This window comes from Litchfieldella rifensis (genome assembly GCF_042646605.1).
Lineage (GTDB): Bacteria > Pseudomonadota > Gammaproteobacteria > Pseudomonadales > Halomonadaceae > Litchfieldella > Litchfieldella rifensis.
The window spans coordinates 24,019-40,771 of the sequence record NZ_JBHRUG010000003.1 but is presented as its reverse complement, the minus strand read 5'-3'; the positions used below and the strand labels follow the sequence as shown (position 1 = coordinate 40,771).

14 protein-coding genes are annotated in these 16,753 nt (G+C 60.4%); 8 read left to right on the top strand and 6 right to left on the bottom strand.

The annotated features are described in order from the left end of the window. Nucleotides 1–246 precede the first annotated feature (246 nt). On the top strand, nucleotides 247–942 hold the full coding sequence (locus ACFOEV_RS02550; protein WP_386771298.1) for an acyl-homoserine-lactone synthase: 696 nt from the start codon (nucleotides 247–249) through the stop codon (nucleotides 940–942). On the opposite strand, the gene ACFOEV_RS02545 is transcribed toward ACFOEV_RS02550, so the two are convergent. The 4 genes from ACFOEV_RS02545 to ACFOEV_RS02530 all read right to left on the bottom strand — a co-directional run bounded on the left by ACFOEV_RS02545 (nucleotide 899) and on the right by ACFOEV_RS02530 (nucleotide 5,645). After that, the gene (locus ACFOEV_RS02545) at nucleotides 899–1,633 is read right to left on the bottom strand and encodes a helix-turn-helix transcriptional regulator (RefSeq protein ID WP_386771296.1); all 735 of its coding nucleotides are present in this window, start codon (nucleotides 1,631–1,633) and stop codon (nucleotides 899–901) included. The two genes, ACFOEV_RS02550 and ACFOEV_RS02545, sit on opposite strands and share 44 nt — an antisense overlap. Before the next feature lie 638 nt (nucleotides 1,634–2,271). After that, nucleotides 2,272–3,177 (bottom strand): ribose-phosphate diphosphokinase, encoded by a 906-nt coding sequence (locus ACFOEV_RS02540; protein ID WP_386771294.1) that lies wholly within the window; start codon nucleotides 3,175–3,177, stop codon nucleotides 2,272–2,274. A 296-nt stretch (nucleotides 3,178–3,473) separates the two neighbouring features. Next, nucleotides 3,474–4,757 carry a M24 family metallopeptidase gene (locus ACFOEV_RS02535; protein WP_386771292.1) on the bottom strand — a complete coding sequence of 428 codons (1,284 nt, stop codon included), beginning with the start codon at nucleotides 4,755–4,757 and terminating at the stop codon, nucleotides 3,474–3,476. A 9-nt stretch (nucleotides 4,758–4,766) separates the two neighbouring features. After that, a complete protein-coding gene (locus tag ACFOEV_RS02530) occupies nucleotides 4,767–5,645 on the bottom strand; it encodes a HalD/BesD family halogenase (protein WP_386771290.1) in 879 nt (292 codons plus the stop codon). Between the two features lie 106 nt (nucleotides 5,646–5,751). On the opposite strand from ACFOEV_RS02530, the gene ACFOEV_RS02525 reads away from it, so the two are divergent. The 5 genes from ACFOEV_RS02525 to ACFOEV_RS02505 all read left to right on the top strand — a co-directional run bounded on the left by ACFOEV_RS02525 (nucleotide 5,752) and on the right by ACFOEV_RS02505 (nucleotide 11,354). Continuing rightward, nucleotides 5,752–6,636: a LysR substrate-binding domain-containing protein gene (locus ACFOEV_RS02525; protein WP_386771288.1), complete on the top strand. Its 885-nt coding sequence runs from the start codon at nucleotides 5,752–5,754 to the stop codon at nucleotides 6,634–6,636. 98 nt (nucleotides 6,637–6,734) lie between these two features. Further along, nucleotides 6,735–7,169, top strand: a complete 435-nt coding sequence (locus ACFOEV_RS02520) for a DUF488 domain-containing protein (protein WP_386771286.1) — start codon at nucleotides 6,735–6,737, stop codon at nucleotides 7,167–7,169. Between the two features lie 138 nt (nucleotides 7,170–7,307). Then, nucleotides 7,308–9,116 carry an assimilatory sulfite reductase (NADPH) flavoprotein subunit gene (locus ACFOEV_RS02515; RefSeq protein ID WP_386771284.1) on the top strand — a complete coding sequence of 603 codons (1,809 nt, stop codon included), beginning with the start codon at nucleotides 7,308–7,310 and terminating at the stop codon, nucleotides 9,114–9,116. A gap of 15 nt (nucleotides 9,117–9,131) precedes the next feature. Further along, nucleotides 9,132–10,850, top strand: a complete 1,719-nt coding sequence (cysI, locus tag ACFOEV_RS02510) for an assimilatory sulfite reductase (NADPH) hemoprotein subunit (RefSeq protein ID WP_386771282.1) — start codon at nucleotides 9,132–9,134, stop codon at nucleotides 10,848–10,850. A gap of 39 nt (nucleotides 10,851–10,889) precedes the next feature. Further along, the gene (locus ACFOEV_RS02505; RefSeq protein WP_386771280.1) at nucleotides 10,890–11,354 is read left to right on the top strand and encodes a flavodoxin family protein; all 465 of its coding nucleotides are present in this window, start codon (nucleotides 10,890–10,892) and stop codon (nucleotides 11,352–11,354) included. 85 nt (nucleotides 11,355–11,439) lie between these two features. Here the strand turns inward: ACFOEV_RS02505 and fadA are convergent, their stop codons facing one another. Both fadA and fadB read right to left on the bottom strand, forming a co-directional pair. Further along, nucleotides 11,440–12,618: an acetyl-CoA C-acyltransferase FadA gene (gene fadA / locus ACFOEV_RS02500; RefSeq protein ID WP_386771278.1), complete on the bottom strand. Its 1,179-nt coding sequence runs from the start codon at nucleotides 12,616–12,618 to the stop codon at nucleotides 11,440–11,442. 27 nt (nucleotides 12,619–12,645) lie between these two features. Further along, nucleotides 12,646–14,805, bottom strand: coding sequence for a fatty acid oxidation complex subunit alpha FadB (fadB, locus tag ACFOEV_RS02495; protein ID WP_386771276.1), 2,160 nt, complete (start codon nucleotides 14,803–14,805; stop codon nucleotides 12,646–12,648). Nucleotides 14,806–15,031: 226 nt separating this feature from the next. Between fadB and ACFOEV_RS02490 the strand changes: the two genes are divergently transcribed. Together ACFOEV_RS02490 and slyA are read left to right on the top strand one after the other, a co-directional pair. Beyond that, complete coding sequence (locus ACFOEV_RS02490) at nucleotides 15,032–16,213, top strand: DUF5924 family protein (RefSeq protein ID WP_386771274.1); 1,182 nt, start codon at nucleotides 15,032–15,034, stop codon at nucleotides 16,211–16,213. 87 nt (nucleotides 16,214–16,300) lie between these two features. Next, on the top strand, nucleotides 16,301–16,750 hold the full coding sequence (gene slyA / locus ACFOEV_RS02485; protein ID WP_386771272.1) for a transcriptional regulator SlyA: 450 nt from the start codon (nucleotides 16,301–16,303) through the stop codon (nucleotides 16,748–16,750). Nucleotides 16,751–16,753: the final 3 nt, after the last annotated feature.

Below are 16,753 nucleotides of genomic sequence, written 5' to 3'. Positions count from 1 at the left end.
CTTATCGCTTCTATTGTTCTCACTCTCGAGAGCCCGACAATCCTGGGTCCATAACGTCTCAAGCTTAGCTACCGATTGAAGCCCTTCAGGAAACAACTGAGCAAGCATGATAAGCAGAAGATGCTTGCGCTAGCCACTGTCCTAAGAGACAGGTGCGGATAGACACCAAATCGATTATAATCGATAAAGCATATATTATAATTATTCTTGGGAATCAATGCGATGCTCTACCATGAGACGCAGCACATGAAGACAGACGGGATTACAACATACGTCTCTGACTACAAATCAATCAACGAAAATGTTCTCAAGCAAATCTTTCATTGCCGGAAAAGTGTTTTCATAGACAGGCGAAAGTGGGATATTGGAAGTTACGATGATGGCGAACTAGAAGTTGATGATTATGATGACGTGCATTCATACTATTTGTATACTTGGCATGAGGGAGTGACGGGGTGCGTACGATTACGCCCATCACACAAACCAACACTTCTTTCCGGACCTTTGCAGTGGATTAGATCGCCTATCGAAACCAAGGAGACACAAGGAGCCGTCACTTGGGAGGCTTCAAGGTTTTTTATTACCCCCAGACGCTCTTTTGCGTATGGCTTTTCAAACAATCGCATTGATGCTCGTACGCTAGCTCTCTTTGACGGTATGATTAATTTCGCTATCGCGAGTGGGATCGATAGCTACGAAGTCGTAGTCGATTCACTAATGGAAAGAGTTCTTAGGAGAAGCGGCTGGAAGCTGAACATCCTAAACTCAGGAGTGGGAACACAGCAAGAAAACGTTTATTATGGATTACTGGATTGCAGCATAGAGTCTTACCAATCCCTAAAACGAATTTCAGATATTCTGTCGAATTCAAAACATGGTAAAGGAGACAGCGATATCGCTATATCCAGTTCAATCTCACAGCTTTCGTCAGCGCCTGCTTGATGTTATTAACTTCTAACTTCTCCATGACATTTCCAGCATGGAATTTCACTGTACGCTCTGAAATGCCCAAGATAGTACCAATCTCATCGTAGGTCTTTCCCAGAGACACCCAGCGCAAACACTCCTTTTCTCTTGAGCTGATTTTCTGACATTCCTGCCTACGTATTGACGTAGGCCGGTGCTGGTGTGCCAGAAAGCTTATGGCATGTATGAGATGTGAATTAGCGCGAATTATTTCCTTGAAATCCGTGTTATCGTTTGGTGAGGAAAAGTGCATTGAGCCAAAGGCACAGCCGGGTTCATGAATGGGCACTGTAAACCCTTGCTCTATTCCATATGGTGACGACAACTCAAAAACTTCAAAAAGGCTAGCATCTTCTGCTTTACAAGCATCCCAGAAGAACGATGAAGATGTATAGGATGATCTTCTTATCACAGGATCACACTTATGCAAAGCATTGCTCTTATATGTCTCAACCCATTCTTCCGGATAGTTACCAACAATACCGACATCATCTGACTCGGCTGGCAAATAGCCCATGTATACATAGCTGAAATAATTAATGCCCAAGACTTCAAATGCCCAGGAAAGCACATCCGCATAGTCTTTGCAGCCTCCCCCTATATTCTTCTGAACTTCATCCAAGAGTTGAGACCAACCATCATAGCGTGAATATTTGTCTCGACTCATCTTGTCTACCCTATAAGCGTTATTCTAGATTTTTTTGATGAAAGCTTTCTAGCTACGGGCTAACGATAGTGTAGCATATCTCCTACCTGCCCTCAGGCGTACCACCGTATGCGTGGCATGTCTGCAGCTGAGCCCCAGTAAGGTACGATAAAGCACCCATGGACATTGGGCCTTTACATTTTAGGTCTGCGATTGCTGTGCTCCACCCTGCTGCCTAAATGAAGTGCTTCTCATGGAACTGATGAACTGACCACTGATGATCTCGCTCCCGCTTCTGAACCAAGCGCCATTCGAGGAACTCGCGGGGGTTTAGATCCAACGTAGAGGCTGGAAATACCGGTTAAGAGATTATAATGAAATCATCCCGCACGCCATGGGAGGACACGATATCTAACACCAATAGTAACGAATGTAGAATATTGTCACCAATCTGCGCAAGAGATCAATATATTACTTCATTCTGCATCAATTTGTGACACTTCCTGATACTGTATTCAGGGCAATACCCCTTGGTTTCAGCGGCCGACTGTCAGGTGCATACCATCACACCTCACACTGGCCGCGACTCGATTCGTGGCAATTCAGGAGTTGGGGCGAGAGTGGTGATGCAGGTCGCCTGCTTCAACGTATCACGACATTCAGGATATTGCGGTTGGCACTTGGTCCAGTGCCTGCGCCAGTACAGGCGCCAGAGCAATAGCATTGCTGGGATGGGAAATGCTGTCGCTGCTCCAGATCTCCTTCACGCCGGCACCGCGGATCACTTGCAGGGCATCGCCGGCGAAGATCGCATGGGTGACGGCGACATCCACCGAGGCGGCGCCGGCAGCCAGCAGCCCTTCGGCGGCACGAGCGAGGGTGTGGCCGGAACTGGCCACATCATCCATCAGTACCACCTTGCGGCCGGCGACGTCGATCGCCGGCAGTTCGACCTCGACCCGGGTATCGCCATGGCGGACCTTGCGGCAGACGCCATGATCGAAGCCGGTCGCCTCGGCAGCGCTCTGTACCCACTGGGCAGCTTCGGCGTCGGGGCCGATCAACAGCGGACTGTCACGCTTCATGGCAATCAGCTCGGCCAGGCGCGGGGCGCCGGAGAGGGCAACGGCATACCCATGGGGAATCGCCTCCTGCAGTCGGCTGATGCGATGCAGATGAGGGTCCACGGTGATCACGGCGTCGAACAGCCCGCCGAGAAACTCCCCGATCACGGTCTGGCTGACGATCTCGCCGGGATTGAAGGCGATATCCTGACGCATGTAGGCGAGATACGGTGCCACCAGCACCAGCTGTTGTATGCCGAGGCGTCTAGCGTGACGGGCGATCAGCAACAGCTCGACCAGCTTGTCGTTGGGTCGGTCCAGGCTGCGGTAGATGACCAGGGTCCGCGGCAGCGGTCGATTGATATCGCTCGGCAGGGTCAGGCGCAATTCCTGGTCGGGAAAGCGATGACGCTCGACCAAGGCTGCGGTCAGACCGGCGGCCTCGGCCAGCCTCACGGCGGGGGCTGTCTCGTCCTCGAAATGCAGCATCCTTGCGTTCATCGGAACTCCACGTTCAGTCGGGTTATCCGGTCGGAGCGACCCATGGTAACGCTGCCCTTCTCGCTCGACTGGCGGGCGATGGCCAGCTCGGTACTGGTAGGCGGCATGCGCGCGGTAAGCGTGGCTGGCCGGGCTCGACCCGGCCGCCGAGCCTGACGTCATTCCGCTCATCCTAGCAGTGCCTTTCCTGGCCGTCATTGCCCTACCGATCGAAGATCGATGGCGTCACGACGACGCCCGCCCCAGTTTGCCAGGGCGGGCGTGGTTCAAGCGATTGGTTCGAGACGGACCTTAGCCTAGCATTGGCGGCCGAGCAGGGCCTCATCGAACGGGTAGTTGGAGATTTTCTCGGTACCGGTGTCGGTCACCAGCACCTCTTCCTCCAGCTTGACGCCATCGGCGGCGCCGACCTCGCCGATATAGCTCTCCACCGACACCACCATGCCCGGCTCAAGGATGCCGTCACTGGAGAAGCGGTCGAAGTCCATGTGATGGGCGACCAGCGGTGTCTCGCCGTGCATGCCCACGCCGTGGATGATCGAGGGATAGCGGCGATCGAAAAAGCGTTCGGGAATCTTCCAGGCCTTCTCGGCGATCTCGCGATAGCTCACGCCGGGGGCGAGAATCGCCATGTTGTGGTGCACCTGCTCGAACGCCATCCGGTACAGGCTCTGCTGGTAACCGCTGGGCTTGCCGGGGCCGACATGGAAGGTGCGCGAGAAATCGGAGTAGTAGCCGTGGCAGCCGATGGTATCGGTGTCCAGCGCCACCAGTTCGCCGGGACGGATGACCCGATCGCTGGCCTCGTGGAACCAGGGGTTGGTGCGCGGCCCGGAATTCAACAGGCGGGTCTCGATGAATTCGCCGCCCTGGCGGATGACGTTGCCGTACAGGATGGCGAACAGCTCGTTCTCGGTCAGGCCCGGGCGGATGGAGGCCTCCACTTCGGCCACCGCGGCCTCGCTGCCGGCCATCGACTGGGCCAGACAGGCGATTTCCTCCGGCGTCTTGATGCGCCGGCAATGCAGGGTGTCCTGCATGCAGTCGAAGACCTCCAGCCCCTGGGCTTCGAGGGCATGGGCCAGGTTCAGCGCACAGCGGTCGAGCCCGACCTTGCGGTTACCCTTGCCGTAGGCGTCGACCAGTTCGGCGATCTCCACGCCGAAGGGGTCGCTGGAAAGGTTGTCGCGCTGATTGACCGCCGACCACACCACCTTGGAGGTGCGTGCCTCGTCGATGGTTTCCAGCCAAGTGGAAACATGGGCGCTGCCCGGATATTCGAACAGGATCACCGGCCCTTCCAGCGGCACATGGATATAGCGCGTGGAATTGCGCAGGAAGTAGCCGAACATGTTGCGCGAGCCGGTCGCATAGCGCTGGTTGTTGGGGTCGAACAGCACCACTGCGGCGTAGCCCTGCTCCGCCATCATGTCGCGCAGCCGCGTCAGGCGCCCGGCCCGCAGTTGTCGAGGATCGAAGGCGGTGGGAATGCTGTCGCCGTTGGCCATCGGGGCCGAGGGCACGACAGGAATGCTGTCGGGTTCATGGTCGGAAAGATTGTCGAAATCGACGATGCTCATGGGAATCCTTCAGTCCTGAAGATTGTCGCTGCGCCGCATGCCTTCCTTCAGCAATTGCTCGTGGATCGGTGCCATGCGCCCGAAAATGCGCTGCGCGCGTTCGGGACGGCCGATGAAACCCGGCTCCTTGGCATAGGCGAAGATCACGGTGTGGCGCTCCTTGTCGCCCTCCACCGGCGTCACGCGGTGCAACGAATAGCGTCCGAAGAAGATCTGCAGATCGCCAGGCTGCAACTCCAGCGACTTGACCCGCGTGCGGTCGCCGTCGATGACCTTTTCGACCTCGTCGAAGTTTTCGCCCTCGAGGCTGCGAATGCCGGGAGCGTATTCGAAGCGTCCTCCGCCGTGCGACTGACGAGTCATCATGGTGACGATGAACTCGTTGGTATCGTAGTGCCAGGGATGCTGGCAACCTTCGCGCAGCACATTGATCACCAGGCCGGCCAACGGATCGGCATATTCATGGACCTCCTCCATGTCCACCACGCTGGCGATGAAGCGCTGGAATTGCGGATTCTCGTAAACCTGGCGGATGATGGTGTCACCATCGATGCGATCGCCGGCGACGAAGCCGTTGGTCCGGTCGGCGAAGCGGTTCCTGGGGTGCGAGGCCGGTAGACTGGGATCACCGTCACTGTTGTAGGGATTGGTCTCGGTCTGGTTGTAGTGCGCTTCGGGGGAGAGGCGCTCGGTCTCGCGCTCCAGGCGAGCCACGGCATGTTCGGGGACGAAGCGCTTGAGCACCACGCACCCATCCTCGGCGAGCTGGCGGCGGCATTCATCGATCAACCGCTGCCCTGCGGTTCCCTCCAGGTCGTGAAGTGGATAACGCTCCAGGTCGATGAGTCCCTGGAGTGAGGCATCTTCCCGCTGAGCCATAGCGTGCATCGTTTTCGCTCCTGCCTTGTCGAGAACGTATGGACAGCGTAGTGAGCACACTTTAATAATAGAAATGAATGGTTAAGATAAAATTCATTGCATAGGCTCATAGATCATGGATACCGACCTACTGCGTGCCTTCGTTACCGTCGCCGAGTGCGAGGGCTTCAGTGCCGCCGGCAAGGTGCTGCACCGCACTCAGTCGGCGATCAGCCTGCAGATAAAACGCCTCGAGGACCAGATGGGCGAGACACTGTTCGCGCGCACCAGCCGCAGCGTGGTGCTGACCCCCTCCGGCGGTCGTCTGCTGCCCTATGCCCGGCATATCCTCAAGCTGCAGGATGAAGCCAAACGGGTCATGGGCGCCGAACGACAGGGCGAGCTGATCCGTCTGGGAACATCGGAGGAGCAGGCCAGCACCTATTTGCCGGAGCTGCTACCCCGTTTCACCGAACACTTTCCGGAGATACGCCTAGAACTGATCTGCAATATCAGTACCGCCCTGGTCCACGATTTTCAGGAGGGCCTGCTCGACGCCGTACTGGCGATTCGTCATGTGCCGACCCAGTCCGGTCACCTGCTGGGGCGCGAGCCGCTGGTGTGGGTGATCGCCGAAGGCAAGTCGCTGGATGACTGGGAGACCCTGCCGCTGGCACTCAATCCGGAAGGCTGTATCTTCCGCGCCCATGCCTTTGCCGCGCTGGGTCGCGAAGGTCGTCGCTGGGATGTGCGCTACTCCAGCCAGTCACCCACCGGCCTCAATCTGCCGGTGCAGGCCGGCCTGGCGTTGACGGTGAAGACCCCTCGCAGCGTCCCGGACGGCTGCCGTATCGTCGGCGATGCGGAAGGGCTGCCATCGCTCGGCCATGTGGAAATCGAGATGCACCGTGCTCCCGGGCGCTCCAGCGAGGCCTTCCTGGCATTCTGCGACACGCTGGAAACCATCGTCACCGGTACCGCTTCGTTGGAATCCGTCGAGTACGTCACTGGCAAATTGTGAGCTAGGCTAGCATTATCTGGATAAGTCGATGAGCGCAGCCCGGGCGAAGCAAAATTCACAGAACAAGCCCACGACATATTCATGGTTCAGGAGTCGTCATGCCCTACGATATCCGTCTGAAGCGTATCTACAGCGACGCGGAGAGCACCGATGGTGCCCGAGTACTGGTCGATCGGTTATGGCCGCGTGGCAAGCGTCGGGAAATCCTTCAACTGACCGACTGGTATCGCGACGCTTCACCCTCCAATGCCCTGAGGCGCGACTTGCATCAGGGCAAGATCAGCCGTGCCGTGTTCGCCCGTCGCTACCGCTGGGAAATGTCGGATGCAGAAGACTGCCTGGTCCCCCTGATGCGCCTGGCCCGCCAGGGACGCCTGACCTTGCTCAGCGCCTCACGAGATCTGGACCAATCGCATCTGCCCCTCCTGCGCGATGCCGTCCTCGAGGCACTCGCCGAAGAGGACCGCCAGGCCGATGGCCGAGACGCCAGCTCACCGCCCTGCTATGCCACGCGCTTCAACGACACGCCCTGAAGCCGGCCCTCTGAAGGCGGGGAGTCATTCCTCGAGCATTCTCATATCGAATATAAACAGCGCTATATATAATTTTTAATTCTGTCTTAAAGCCTTTAGCCTTCTCTCCTAATGCAGTGCGAGGTGAGGCTACCTTAGATGTCCCAAGGCCCCCTACTCGATACCAACAGTCCCCTGAGCGCCGAGCAGGCCAGACAGCTCAACGAGGCATTGAAAGGGCTTGATGCCCGCCAGTTGACCTGGCTGAGCGGTTATCTCGCCGGTCTGGGTGCGCAGGGCGAAGCAGCGGTGACGTCGCCGGTGCAACCCGAGTCGGCCCCTGCAGCCGCGGAGATCGTCGTGCTCTACGGCAGTCAGACCGGCAACGCCGAAGGAGTTGCCGAACTGGCCAGCGACCGGGCCAAGGCTCGCGGCTTCAACGTGCGCCTGGCCGATATGGCCGATATCGGCAAGAAGGATTTCAAGCAGCCCCTCGACTTGATGGTGGTGGTCAGCACCCAGGGCGACGGCGACCCACCCGACACCGCGGAAGGCTTCTACGAGTTGATGCACGGTCGCAAGGCGCCCAAGCTCGACGACAAGACGCGCTTCTCGGTGCTGGCCCTCGGTGACTCCAGCTACACCTATTACTGCCAGACCGGCAAGGACTTCGACGCGCGCCTCGAGGCACTGGGCGCACAGCGTATCCATGAGCGCGTCGATTGCGACATCGACTACGAAGACGCAGCCGAGCAGTGGATCGAATCCGTGCTCGATCGCTATGCCGAGCTCAACGACACGGCGAGCCGTGTCGGCGGCGGCCCGGCATCGGTGGCCGATGCCGCCCCCCCGGCAAGTTATTCTAAGAAACACCCCTTTCACGCGGAAGTGCTTGACTCGATCGTGCTCAATGGCCGTGGGTCCGACAAGGAAACCCACCATATCGAGCTGTCGCTGGAAGACTCGGGGCTCACTTATGAACCGGGCGATGCCATCGGCATCGTGCCGCAGAACGATCCGGCCTACGTCGACGAGTTGCTCGACAAGCTGCGCCTGGATGCCGAGGCCGACCTCGGCGAAGGCCGCCGTCTGCGCGACGCGCTGCTCACGGAATTCGAGGTCACCACCCTGACCCGTCCGTTTCTCGAACACTGGAGCGAAGTCTCGGACGCCGCCGAACTGCGTCGGCTGATGGATCAGGAGTCGCGCGACGAACTGCGCGACTGGGTCGAGGGTCGCCATATCATCGACGTTATCGAGCACTTCCCGGTCAAGAAGATCGATGCTCACACCTTCACCCGTGCGCTGCGCAAGCTGCCGCCGCGCCTGTACTCCATCGCCTCGAGCTACCAGGCGGCACCCGACGAGGTGCATTTGACGGTCGGTATCGTGCGCTATGAGGCCCATGGTCGATCCCGTGGCGGCGTGGCGACGACCTACCTTGCCGATCGGGTGCGACCGGGTGACACGGTGCCCATCTACGTCGATCGCAACAAGAACTTCAAGCTGCCGCACGACGACGACACGCCGGTCATCATGGTTGGCCCCGGCACGGGGGTCGCCCCCTATCGCGCCTTTCTTCAGGAGCGCGAAGAGCGTCAAGCCGGGGGGCGCAACTGGCTGTTCTTCGGCGATCGCCGCTTCCGCAGCGACTTCCTCTACCAGGCGGAGCTGCTGCAGTGGCGCAAGAAAGGCTTGCTGACCCACTTGGACGTAGCGTTCTCGCGCGATCAACGGGAAAAGATCTATGTACAGGATCGCATGCGCGAGCATGCCGGAGAGCTGTATGCCTGGCTGCAGGAAGGTGCGCACTTCTACGTCTGCGGCGATGGCGAGCGCATGGCGGCGGATGTCCATCGGGCGCTACTCGATGTCGTTCGCGAGGCGGGTGGGCGCGACGAAGAGAGCGCAGCGGAGTATGTGCGCGAGCTGCAACAGGCCAAGCGTTACCAGCGCGACGTGTATTGAGTCGGAGGCCCCGTCATGAGCGATATCATTGCCAAGCTTCGCGATATCTCGTTCGACGAGTTGCATCCCAACGAGCGCCTGAAGGCGGAGAGCGATTACCTGCGCGGCACCTTGAAGGAGAGCCTGGCCGACCGCGCCAGCGGCGGCGTCAGCGAGGACGACACCCAGTTGACCAAGTTCCATGGCTTCTATCAGCAGGACGACCGCGACCTGCGCAGTGAACGGCGCCACCAGAAACTCGAGCCGTTGTACTCGTTCATGGTCCGCCTGCGTATGCCGGGCGGCCTGATGTCAGCGCGGCAATGGCTCTCGCTGGACGACATCGCGACTCGCTACGCCAACGGCACGCTGCGCATCACCACACGTCAGACCTTCCAGTATCACGGCGTCCTGAAGGAAAACCTGCGCGCGCACCTGCAGGCCATCAACGAGGCCATGCTGGACACCATCGCCGCCTGCGGCGACGTCAACCGCAACGTCATCTGCACCGCCAATCCGCACCGCTCGCGGGTCCATCGTCAGGTCTTCGAACTGGCGCACGAGATCAGCGCTCGCCTGATGCCTCGCTCACGCGCCTATCATGAGATCTTTCTCGGTGAGGAGCGCGTTGCCGGCGGCGAGGAGGAGCAGGAACCGCTCTATACCAAGCATTATCTGCCACGCAAGTTCAAGATTGCGCTCGCCATTCCGCCCGAAAACGATGTCGATGTATTCGCCCACGATATCGGCTTCATCGCCGATACCGAAGGCGGCGAGTTGCGCGGTTTCAGCGTATGCATCGGCGGCGGCATGGGCATGACCCACGGGGAGCCGGCCACCTTCCCGCGGTTGAGTGACGTGGTCGGTTTCTGCACGCCGGATCAGGTCGTCGAGGTCGCCGAGGCCATCATGCGGGTACAGCGCGATCATGGCGATCGCCACGACCGCAAGCATGCACGCACCAAATACACGATCGAGGATCACGGTATCGAGTGGTTCCGTGAAGAGGTCGAGCGGCGCCTGGGCTATGCCTTCGGCGAGCCACACGAGTTCCATTTCGACAGCAACGGCGATCGCTACGGCTGGTACCGGGGCGATGACGACACCTGGCACTACGGCCTGTTCGTGGAGAACGGTCGTATCGCCGATTTCGACAATGGCATGAAGCTGCTCTCCGGCATGCGCGAGATCGCCCGGATCCACGCCGGCGACATCGCGCTGACCACCAACCAGAACCTGATCATCGCCAACGTTGCAGACGACAAGCGCGACGAGATCGAGGCACTGATCGACAAGTACTGCATGACCAAGGATGTCTCGGCACTGCGTCGCGGTTCGATGGCCTGCGTCGCCTTTCCCACCTGCGGGCTGGCCATGGCGGAGAGCGAACGCTATCTGCCATCGCTGATCGACAAGCTGGAGCAGACGATGCACAAGGCCGGCCTGGCCGACGACGCCATCGTGGTGCGCATGACCGGCTGCCCCAACGGTTGCGCCCGCCCCTACCTGGCCGAGATCGGCTTCGTCGGCAAGGCGCTGGGGCACTACAACCTCTATCTCGGCGGCAGCTTCACCGGGCAGCGGCTCAACAAGCTGTATCGCGAGAATATCGATGAAGCCACGATCATGAAAGAGCTCACCCCACTGATCCAACGCTATGCCAAGGAACGTGACGAGGGTGAGCGCTTCGGCGACTTCGTCATCCGCCAGGGGGTGATCGAGGAGACCACGGCAGGGCGCAATTTCCACGATTAGTGCCTAGCCGTTGGATGCAGCGACTGTCACCATGAAGGTATGAACAAGCGACTCCTGATCGTGGCCCATGCGCCATCGCCGAATACGCTGAAGCTGCGCGAGGCCGCCGAGCGGGGTGCACGGCACTCGGATATCGAGGCGGTGGACGTCACGGTGAAGGCACCGCTGGACGCCGGGCCCGACGACGTTCGTGCCTGCGACGCCATCCTGCTCGGTACCACCGAGAATCTCGGCTACATGAGTGGGGCGCTGAAGGACTTCTTCGATCGCAGCTACTACCCGGTGCTGGAGGAGAAGCAAGGCCTACCCTGCGCGCTCTATATTCGAGCCGGTCGCGACGGTACAGGTACCCGTCGTGCCGTGGAAAGCATCGTCACCGGCCTGCGCTGGCACTGGGCCCAGGAACCCCTGACGCTACGCGGCGAGTGGCAGGAGGCGTTCGTCGACCAGGTCGAAGAGCTGGGGCTGTATATGGCCGCCGGCCTCGACGCCGGCGTGCTGTAGAACGCAAAGCGGCACCCCTAAGGGTGCCGTCAGAAAACGCTTCTTTAGAACGCGGATTTATCGAGCGCAGCAATAAATCAGTGTTTCACTTGAGGCGCTCGAAGACCGTCGCCACGCCCTGCCCCATGCCGATGCACATGGTCGCCAGGCCCAGCGTGGCGTCCTGTTGCTGCATCACATTGAGCAGCGTGGTGCAGATACGCGCACCGGAGCAGCCCAGTGGGTGGCCGAGGGCGATGGCCCCGCCGTTGAGGTTGACCTTCTCGTCCAGGGCGTCGAGGAAACCGAGGTCCTTGAGCACCGGGATCGACTGGGCGGCGAAGGCCTCGTTGAGCTCCACGGTCTGGATGTCGCCCGAAGCCAAGCCAGCCGTCTTGAGCGCCTGCTTGGAGGCCGGCACCGGGCCATAGCCCATGATCGAGGCGTCGCAGCCGGCCACCCCGGTGGAGACGACCCTGGCGATCGGCGTGAGCCCCAGCGCCTGGGCACGTTCGTAGCTCATCACCGCCATGCCCGCGGCACCCACCGACAGCGCCGAGGAAGTCCCTGCGGTAACGGTCCCATGGCGGGGATCGAAGACCGGCTTGAGTTCAGCCATCTTCTCGAGGCTGGCATCGGCGCGGACTACCTCGTCACGGCCAACCCGGACCTTGAAACCGCGATCGTCATGCCCTTCGATGCCGATGATCTCGTTGTCGAAGTAGCCCTTCTCGTTGGCCGCCAAGGCACGCTGATGGGAACGCACCCCGAACTTGTCCTGCTCCTCGCGAGAAATGCCGTGCATCTTGCCCAGCAATTCGGCGGTCAGGCCCATCATCATCGCCGCCTTGGCGGCGTACTTGCTGGCCGCCGGGTTGACGTCGACGCCATGCGTCATGGGCACGTGCTCCATGTGCTCGACGCCACCGATGATGTAGAAATCGCCCATGCCGGCCTTGATGTTGGCCGCAGCGATATGCAACGCGGTCATCGACGAGCCGCACAGGCGGTTGACGGTCTGGGCCGGCACACGGCTCGGGATGCCGGTCATGATCGCTGCATTACGGGCGATATTCATCGCCTGCTCCAGAGTCTGGTTGACGCAGCCCCAGATCACGTCATCGACCTCGGAAGGATCGAGGTCGGGGTTGCGCTCGAACAGGGCCTGCATCACCGCCGCCGACAGGTTCTCGGCTCGCACGTTACGGAAAGCTCCATTCTTGGCCTTGGCCATGGCGGTCCGTACCCCGTCGACCACCACGATATCTCTCGGATGCAAACTCATTGATCAATACTCCTTTTCGTGGTGGATTCAGGCGTCGCTGCCATGGAAAGATTCGCCGGCCTCGGCCATCTGGCGCAGCGTGTCGGTCGGGGCGTACAGCGGGCCCAACTCGTCGGCCAGGCGATCCGCCAACTCGACAAACTGGGGCAGGCCGGTCGCATCGATATAGCGCAGCGCCCCCCCACGGAACGGTGGAAAGCCAATGCCGTAGATCAATGCCATGTCGGCCTCGGCCGCGCTGCCGACGATGCCGTCCTCGAGACAACGCACGGTTTCCAGGCACAGCGGCACCATCATGCGAGCGATGATCTCCTCATCGGAGAATTCCTGCTCCGCCTTCACCACGCTCTTGATCAGCTCATGGGCCTGCTCATCACTGACCTTCTTCGGCTTGCCCTTCTTGTCTTCCTCGTAGGCATAGAAGCCCTTGGCGTTCTTCTGCCCCAGACGGTCATTGTCGACCATGACCTGGATCGCGCTCTTGCCTTCTTGTGCCATGCGATCGGGGAAACCCTCGGCCATCACCTCATTGGCATGCACCGCGGTATCCATGCCGACCACGTCGAGCAGGTAGGCGGGCCCCATCGGCCAGCCGAATTTCTCCATCACCTTATCGATGCGCTGGAAGTCGGCGCCCTGCTCGAGCAAGGAGTTGAAGCCGCCGAAATAGGGAAACAGCACCCGGTTGACCAAAAAGCCCGGACAGTCGTTGACCACGATCGGTGTCTTGCCCATGGCGCGGGCGTAGGCCACGGTGGCGGCCACTGCGGCATCGCCGGTCTTCTCGCCGCGGATGACTTCCACCAGCGGCATGCGATGCACCGGGTTGAAGAAGTGCATGCCACAGAAGTTCTCGGGGCGCTTGAGGTTCTGCGCCAGACGCGTGATGGAGATAGTCGAGGTATTGGAGGTGAGAATGGTATCGTCACTCACCAACCCTTCCACCTCGCTGAGCACGGCATCCTTGACCTTGGGATTCTCGACCACCGCCTCAACCACCAGATCGACATGACCGAAGTCACCGTAGGAAAGCGTGGGGCGGATATTGGAAAGACGTTCGGCCATCTGTTGGGTGGTCAGCTTGCCGCGCTCGACCTGTTTGGCGAACAGCTTGCGGGCCTCCTTGAGCCCCAGCTCGATGGCCTCTTCCTTGATGTCCTTCATCAGGATCGGTGTGCCCTTGGAGGCGCTCTGGTAAGCGATCCCGCCGCCCATGATCCCGGCCCCCAGCACCGCAGCCTGCGACACCTTCCGTGCCTGCTTCTCGTACCGGCTGGCCTTCTTCTTGACCAGTTGGTCGTTGAGGAACAGCCCGACCAGATTGAAGCAGACGTCGGTCTTGGCCATCCTGGCGAAGGCCTTGGCCTCACTGGCCTGGGCCCGTTCACGACTCTCGCCGGCCCCCTTCTGGATCACATTGATGGCGGCGATGGGTGCGGGGTAATGCGGCCCGGCCTTGTCGGCCACATAGCCCTTGGCGGTCTCGAAGACCATCATCTGCTCGATGGGATTGAGATGCAGGGGTCCGGTCTTCTCCTGACGGCGCGCCCGGTAGTCCAGTTCCCCGGCATTGGCGCGGGCCAGGATGTCGAGCGCAGCCGCCTCGAGTCGATCGTTCGGCACCACGGCATCCACGGCCCCCATCTTCAAGGCCTCGGCGGCCTCGTTCTCGTTGCCACGGGCGATCCATTCGATCGCGTTGTCGGCACCGATGAGGCGCGGCAGTCGCACGCAACCGCCCCAGCCCGGCAGGATGCCCAGCTTGGTTTCCGGCAGCCCGATCCTGGCGGACTCGCTCATGACCCGAAAATCGGTGGCCAGGGTGACTTCACAGCCTCCCCCCAGCGCCAGACCATTGATCGCGGTCACGGTAGGGAACGGCAGGTCCTCGATGGCATTGAAGATGGCATGGACCTTCTGGTTCATCTCGACCAGGAAGTCCTCGCCTTTCTCGAACAGGCCATGGAACTCGGTAATATCGGCGCCGACGATGAAGACCTCCTTGGCGCTGGCAATGATCAGACCCTTGAGGCCACTTTCGCCCTGGATCGCCTTGACCGCCTCATCCAACTCGCCGACCACCGTGCTGGACAGCTTGTTGATGGACTCATCCTGCAGGTCGAAGGTCAGCGTTGCGATACCATCGCCATTGGTCGCCACGGAAATGGCATTGCCTTGATAGATCATCCGCGAATCTCCACACAGGGTTGGACGTTGGAAAACTGCCTGTTTTCATACGGCCGTTTGATTGCCAGATAGCTTGGTCCAGCCTGGGCACGGCGTCAAGTCCTTCCTGAGAGAGAAAAAGTCGAAGCTCGTCCGGGTGTCGCCTTTTCACGACTCCCGAGACCACCGCACAGTTGCTAGGATGCGCCCCTTGCACCAGTTGTCACCGGGAGACCGTCGCGCCCTCATGTCGACACCGAATTCTTCTGACCACGGTACCGCTCCAACCGGCAAACCACTTCGCGCTCCCCACTTGGAAGCGTTGCAGCATGTCATCGAGCGTCTGGTCGAGCGCCTGCGCCCCTACATCTGGATCTGGCCGCCGGTCGCTTTCTGCACCGGGGTGGCGAGTTTCTTCCTGGTCGATCGCCAGCAGTGGCTCGGTGCGGCCCTGGCATTGGGCATGCTGCTTACCTGGGTGCTGCTGCTTTCCGAGAGTTTGATCGGGCGCCTTCTGTCACGTCGTGGCTACCGCACCCTGCCGCGCGGCGTCACCACCTTCATCGCCCAGATGATCCATCAGGAAACGCTATTCTTCAGCCTGCCCTTCCTGCTTGCGACCACGGCGTGGACCAGCGGCCAGGCGTTGTTCACGTTATTGATCGTGGGGCTGGCGCTACTGTCGATTCTCGATCCGATCTATTTCAAGCTCGCCGAACGCCATCGCTGGATATACTTTGCCTTCCATGCCCAGTGCGTGTTCGTGGTGGTGCTGGTCACCTTGCCGATCATGTTGCAACTGACGACCAGTCAGAGCCTGCACTACGCCCTGCTGATCATGGTGGTCTTCAGCCTGCCGAGCCTGATGCACCTGATCAAGCCCAGAAATCTCAAGAGCTGGGTGGCGATGTTCGGTTTGGCCGTCGTACTGGCTGGCGTTGCCTGGGCCGGTCGCGCCTGGGTGCCCCCGGCCAACCTGTGGCTGAGCGGCAGCGCCCTGTCGCCCGGCTTCGACGTGGCCGAACGCGAGCCTCGCGGCCATGTTCGCTTGCACGCCAGTGAGCTCCGGCGCAGCGGCCTTTACGCCTATACCGCCATTCGCGCCCCTCGCGGCTTGCGCGAGGAGATCTATCACGAATGGCGGCACGAGGGGGAACTGATCGACCGGATTCCGCTGATCATCCATGGTGGCCGCGAGGAAGGCTATCGTGCCTGGACCCACAAGCAGAACTTCCCCGAGGACGCCGTCGGCCGCTGGCGTATCGACGTCATGACCACCTCCGGACAGCGCATCGGGGTGATGCGGTTCACCGTCAGCGCCGAGGCCAGCGCTGCCCAGGTGGCCGACGGAACCATCGCGTCACCGCCCGGCCTGCCGGGACTCGATATTCGACGTCTGATACCCGACAAGCAACCTGCTCAACAGTGACCGGCCAGGGATACGTCAAAACAGGTGCTTGCATTACACGAGAGGGGTTCGGACAATCCTGTTATCAGCCTGCAAATGCGGAACGTCATGCATCAGAACATCGGTCTCAAGCTGTCACGCTTGCCACGCCTGTGGCGTGCCATCCTCGACAAGCGCCTCGCCCCTCTGGAGTTGACCCAGACTCGCTGGATTACGCTCTATCATCTTTGGCGGCTAGGCGATGGCCAGCCTCAGTGCGACCTGGCACGCGCCATCGGCGTCGAGGCGCCGTCCTTGGTGCGCACCCTGGACCAGCTTGCCGAGCAGGGGCTGATCGAGCGCTGCCCCTGCGATCAGGACCGCCGTACCAAACGCATCTTCCTGACCCCCCAGGCCACGCCGCTATTGCAGCGCATCGACGCCGTGGTGAGTGAAGCCCGTGCGGAAATGCTCGCCGGGCTGAGCGACGCGGACATCGCCAAGCTCGATGAATTGCTGACACGAATCGAGCAAAACGGCTTGCAGCTCCAGGCCCGCGAGGAGCAGGAGGTTCAATAGCCA

Coding starts and splice junctions, on each gene's coding strand:
- fadA (WP_386771278.1), bottom strand. CDS start 12,618: ATGAGTTTGCATCCGAGAGATATCGTGGTGGTCGACGGGGTACGGACC.
- ACFOEV_RS02515 (WP_386771284.1), top strand. CDS start 7,308: ATGTCCCAAGGCCCCCTACTCGATACCAACAGTCCCCTGAGCGCCGAG.
- ACFOEV_RS02530 (WP_386771290.1), bottom strand. CDS start 5,645: ATGCACGCTATGGCTCAGCGGGAAGATGCCTCACTCCAGGGACTCATC.
- ACFOEV_RS02520 (WP_386771286.1), top strand. CDS start 6,735: ATGCCCTACGATATCCGTCTGAAGCGTATCTACAGCGACGCGGAGAGC.
- ACFOEV_RS02490 (WP_386771274.1), top strand. CDS start 15,032: ATGTCGACACCGAATTCTTCTGACCACGGTACCGCTCCAACCGGCAAA.
- slyA (WP_386771272.1), top strand. CDS start 16,301: ATGCATCAGAACATCGGTCTCAAGCTGTCACGCTTGCCACGCCTGTGG.
- ACFOEV_RS02525 (WP_386771288.1), top strand. CDS start 5,752: ATGGATACCGACCTACTGCGTGCCTTCGTTACCGTCGCCGAGTGCGAG.
- cysI (WP_386771282.1), top strand. CDS start 9,132: ATGAGCGATATCATTGCCAAGCTTCGCGATATCTCGTTCGACGAGTTG.
- ACFOEV_RS02535 (WP_386771292.1), bottom strand. CDS start 4,757: ATGAGCATCGTCGATTTCGACAATCTTTCCGACCATGAACCCGACAGC.
- ACFOEV_RS02545 (WP_386771296.1), bottom strand. CDS start 1,633: ATGAGTCGAGACAAATATTCACGCTATGATGGTTGGTCTCAACTCTTG.
- fadB (WP_386771276.1), bottom strand. CDS start 14,805: ATGATCTATCAAGGCAATGCCATTTCCGTGGCGACCAATGGCGATGGT.
- ACFOEV_RS02550 (WP_386771298.1), top strand. CDS start 247: ATGAAGACAGACGGGATTACAACATACGTCTCTGACTACAAATCAATC.
- ACFOEV_RS02540 (WP_386771294.1), bottom strand. CDS start 3,177: ATGAACGCAAGGATGCTGCATTTCGAGGACGAGACAGCCCCCGCCGTG.
- ACFOEV_RS02505 (WP_386771280.1), top strand. CDS start 10,890: ATGAACAAGCGACTCCTGATCGTGGCCCATGCGCCATCGCCGAATACG.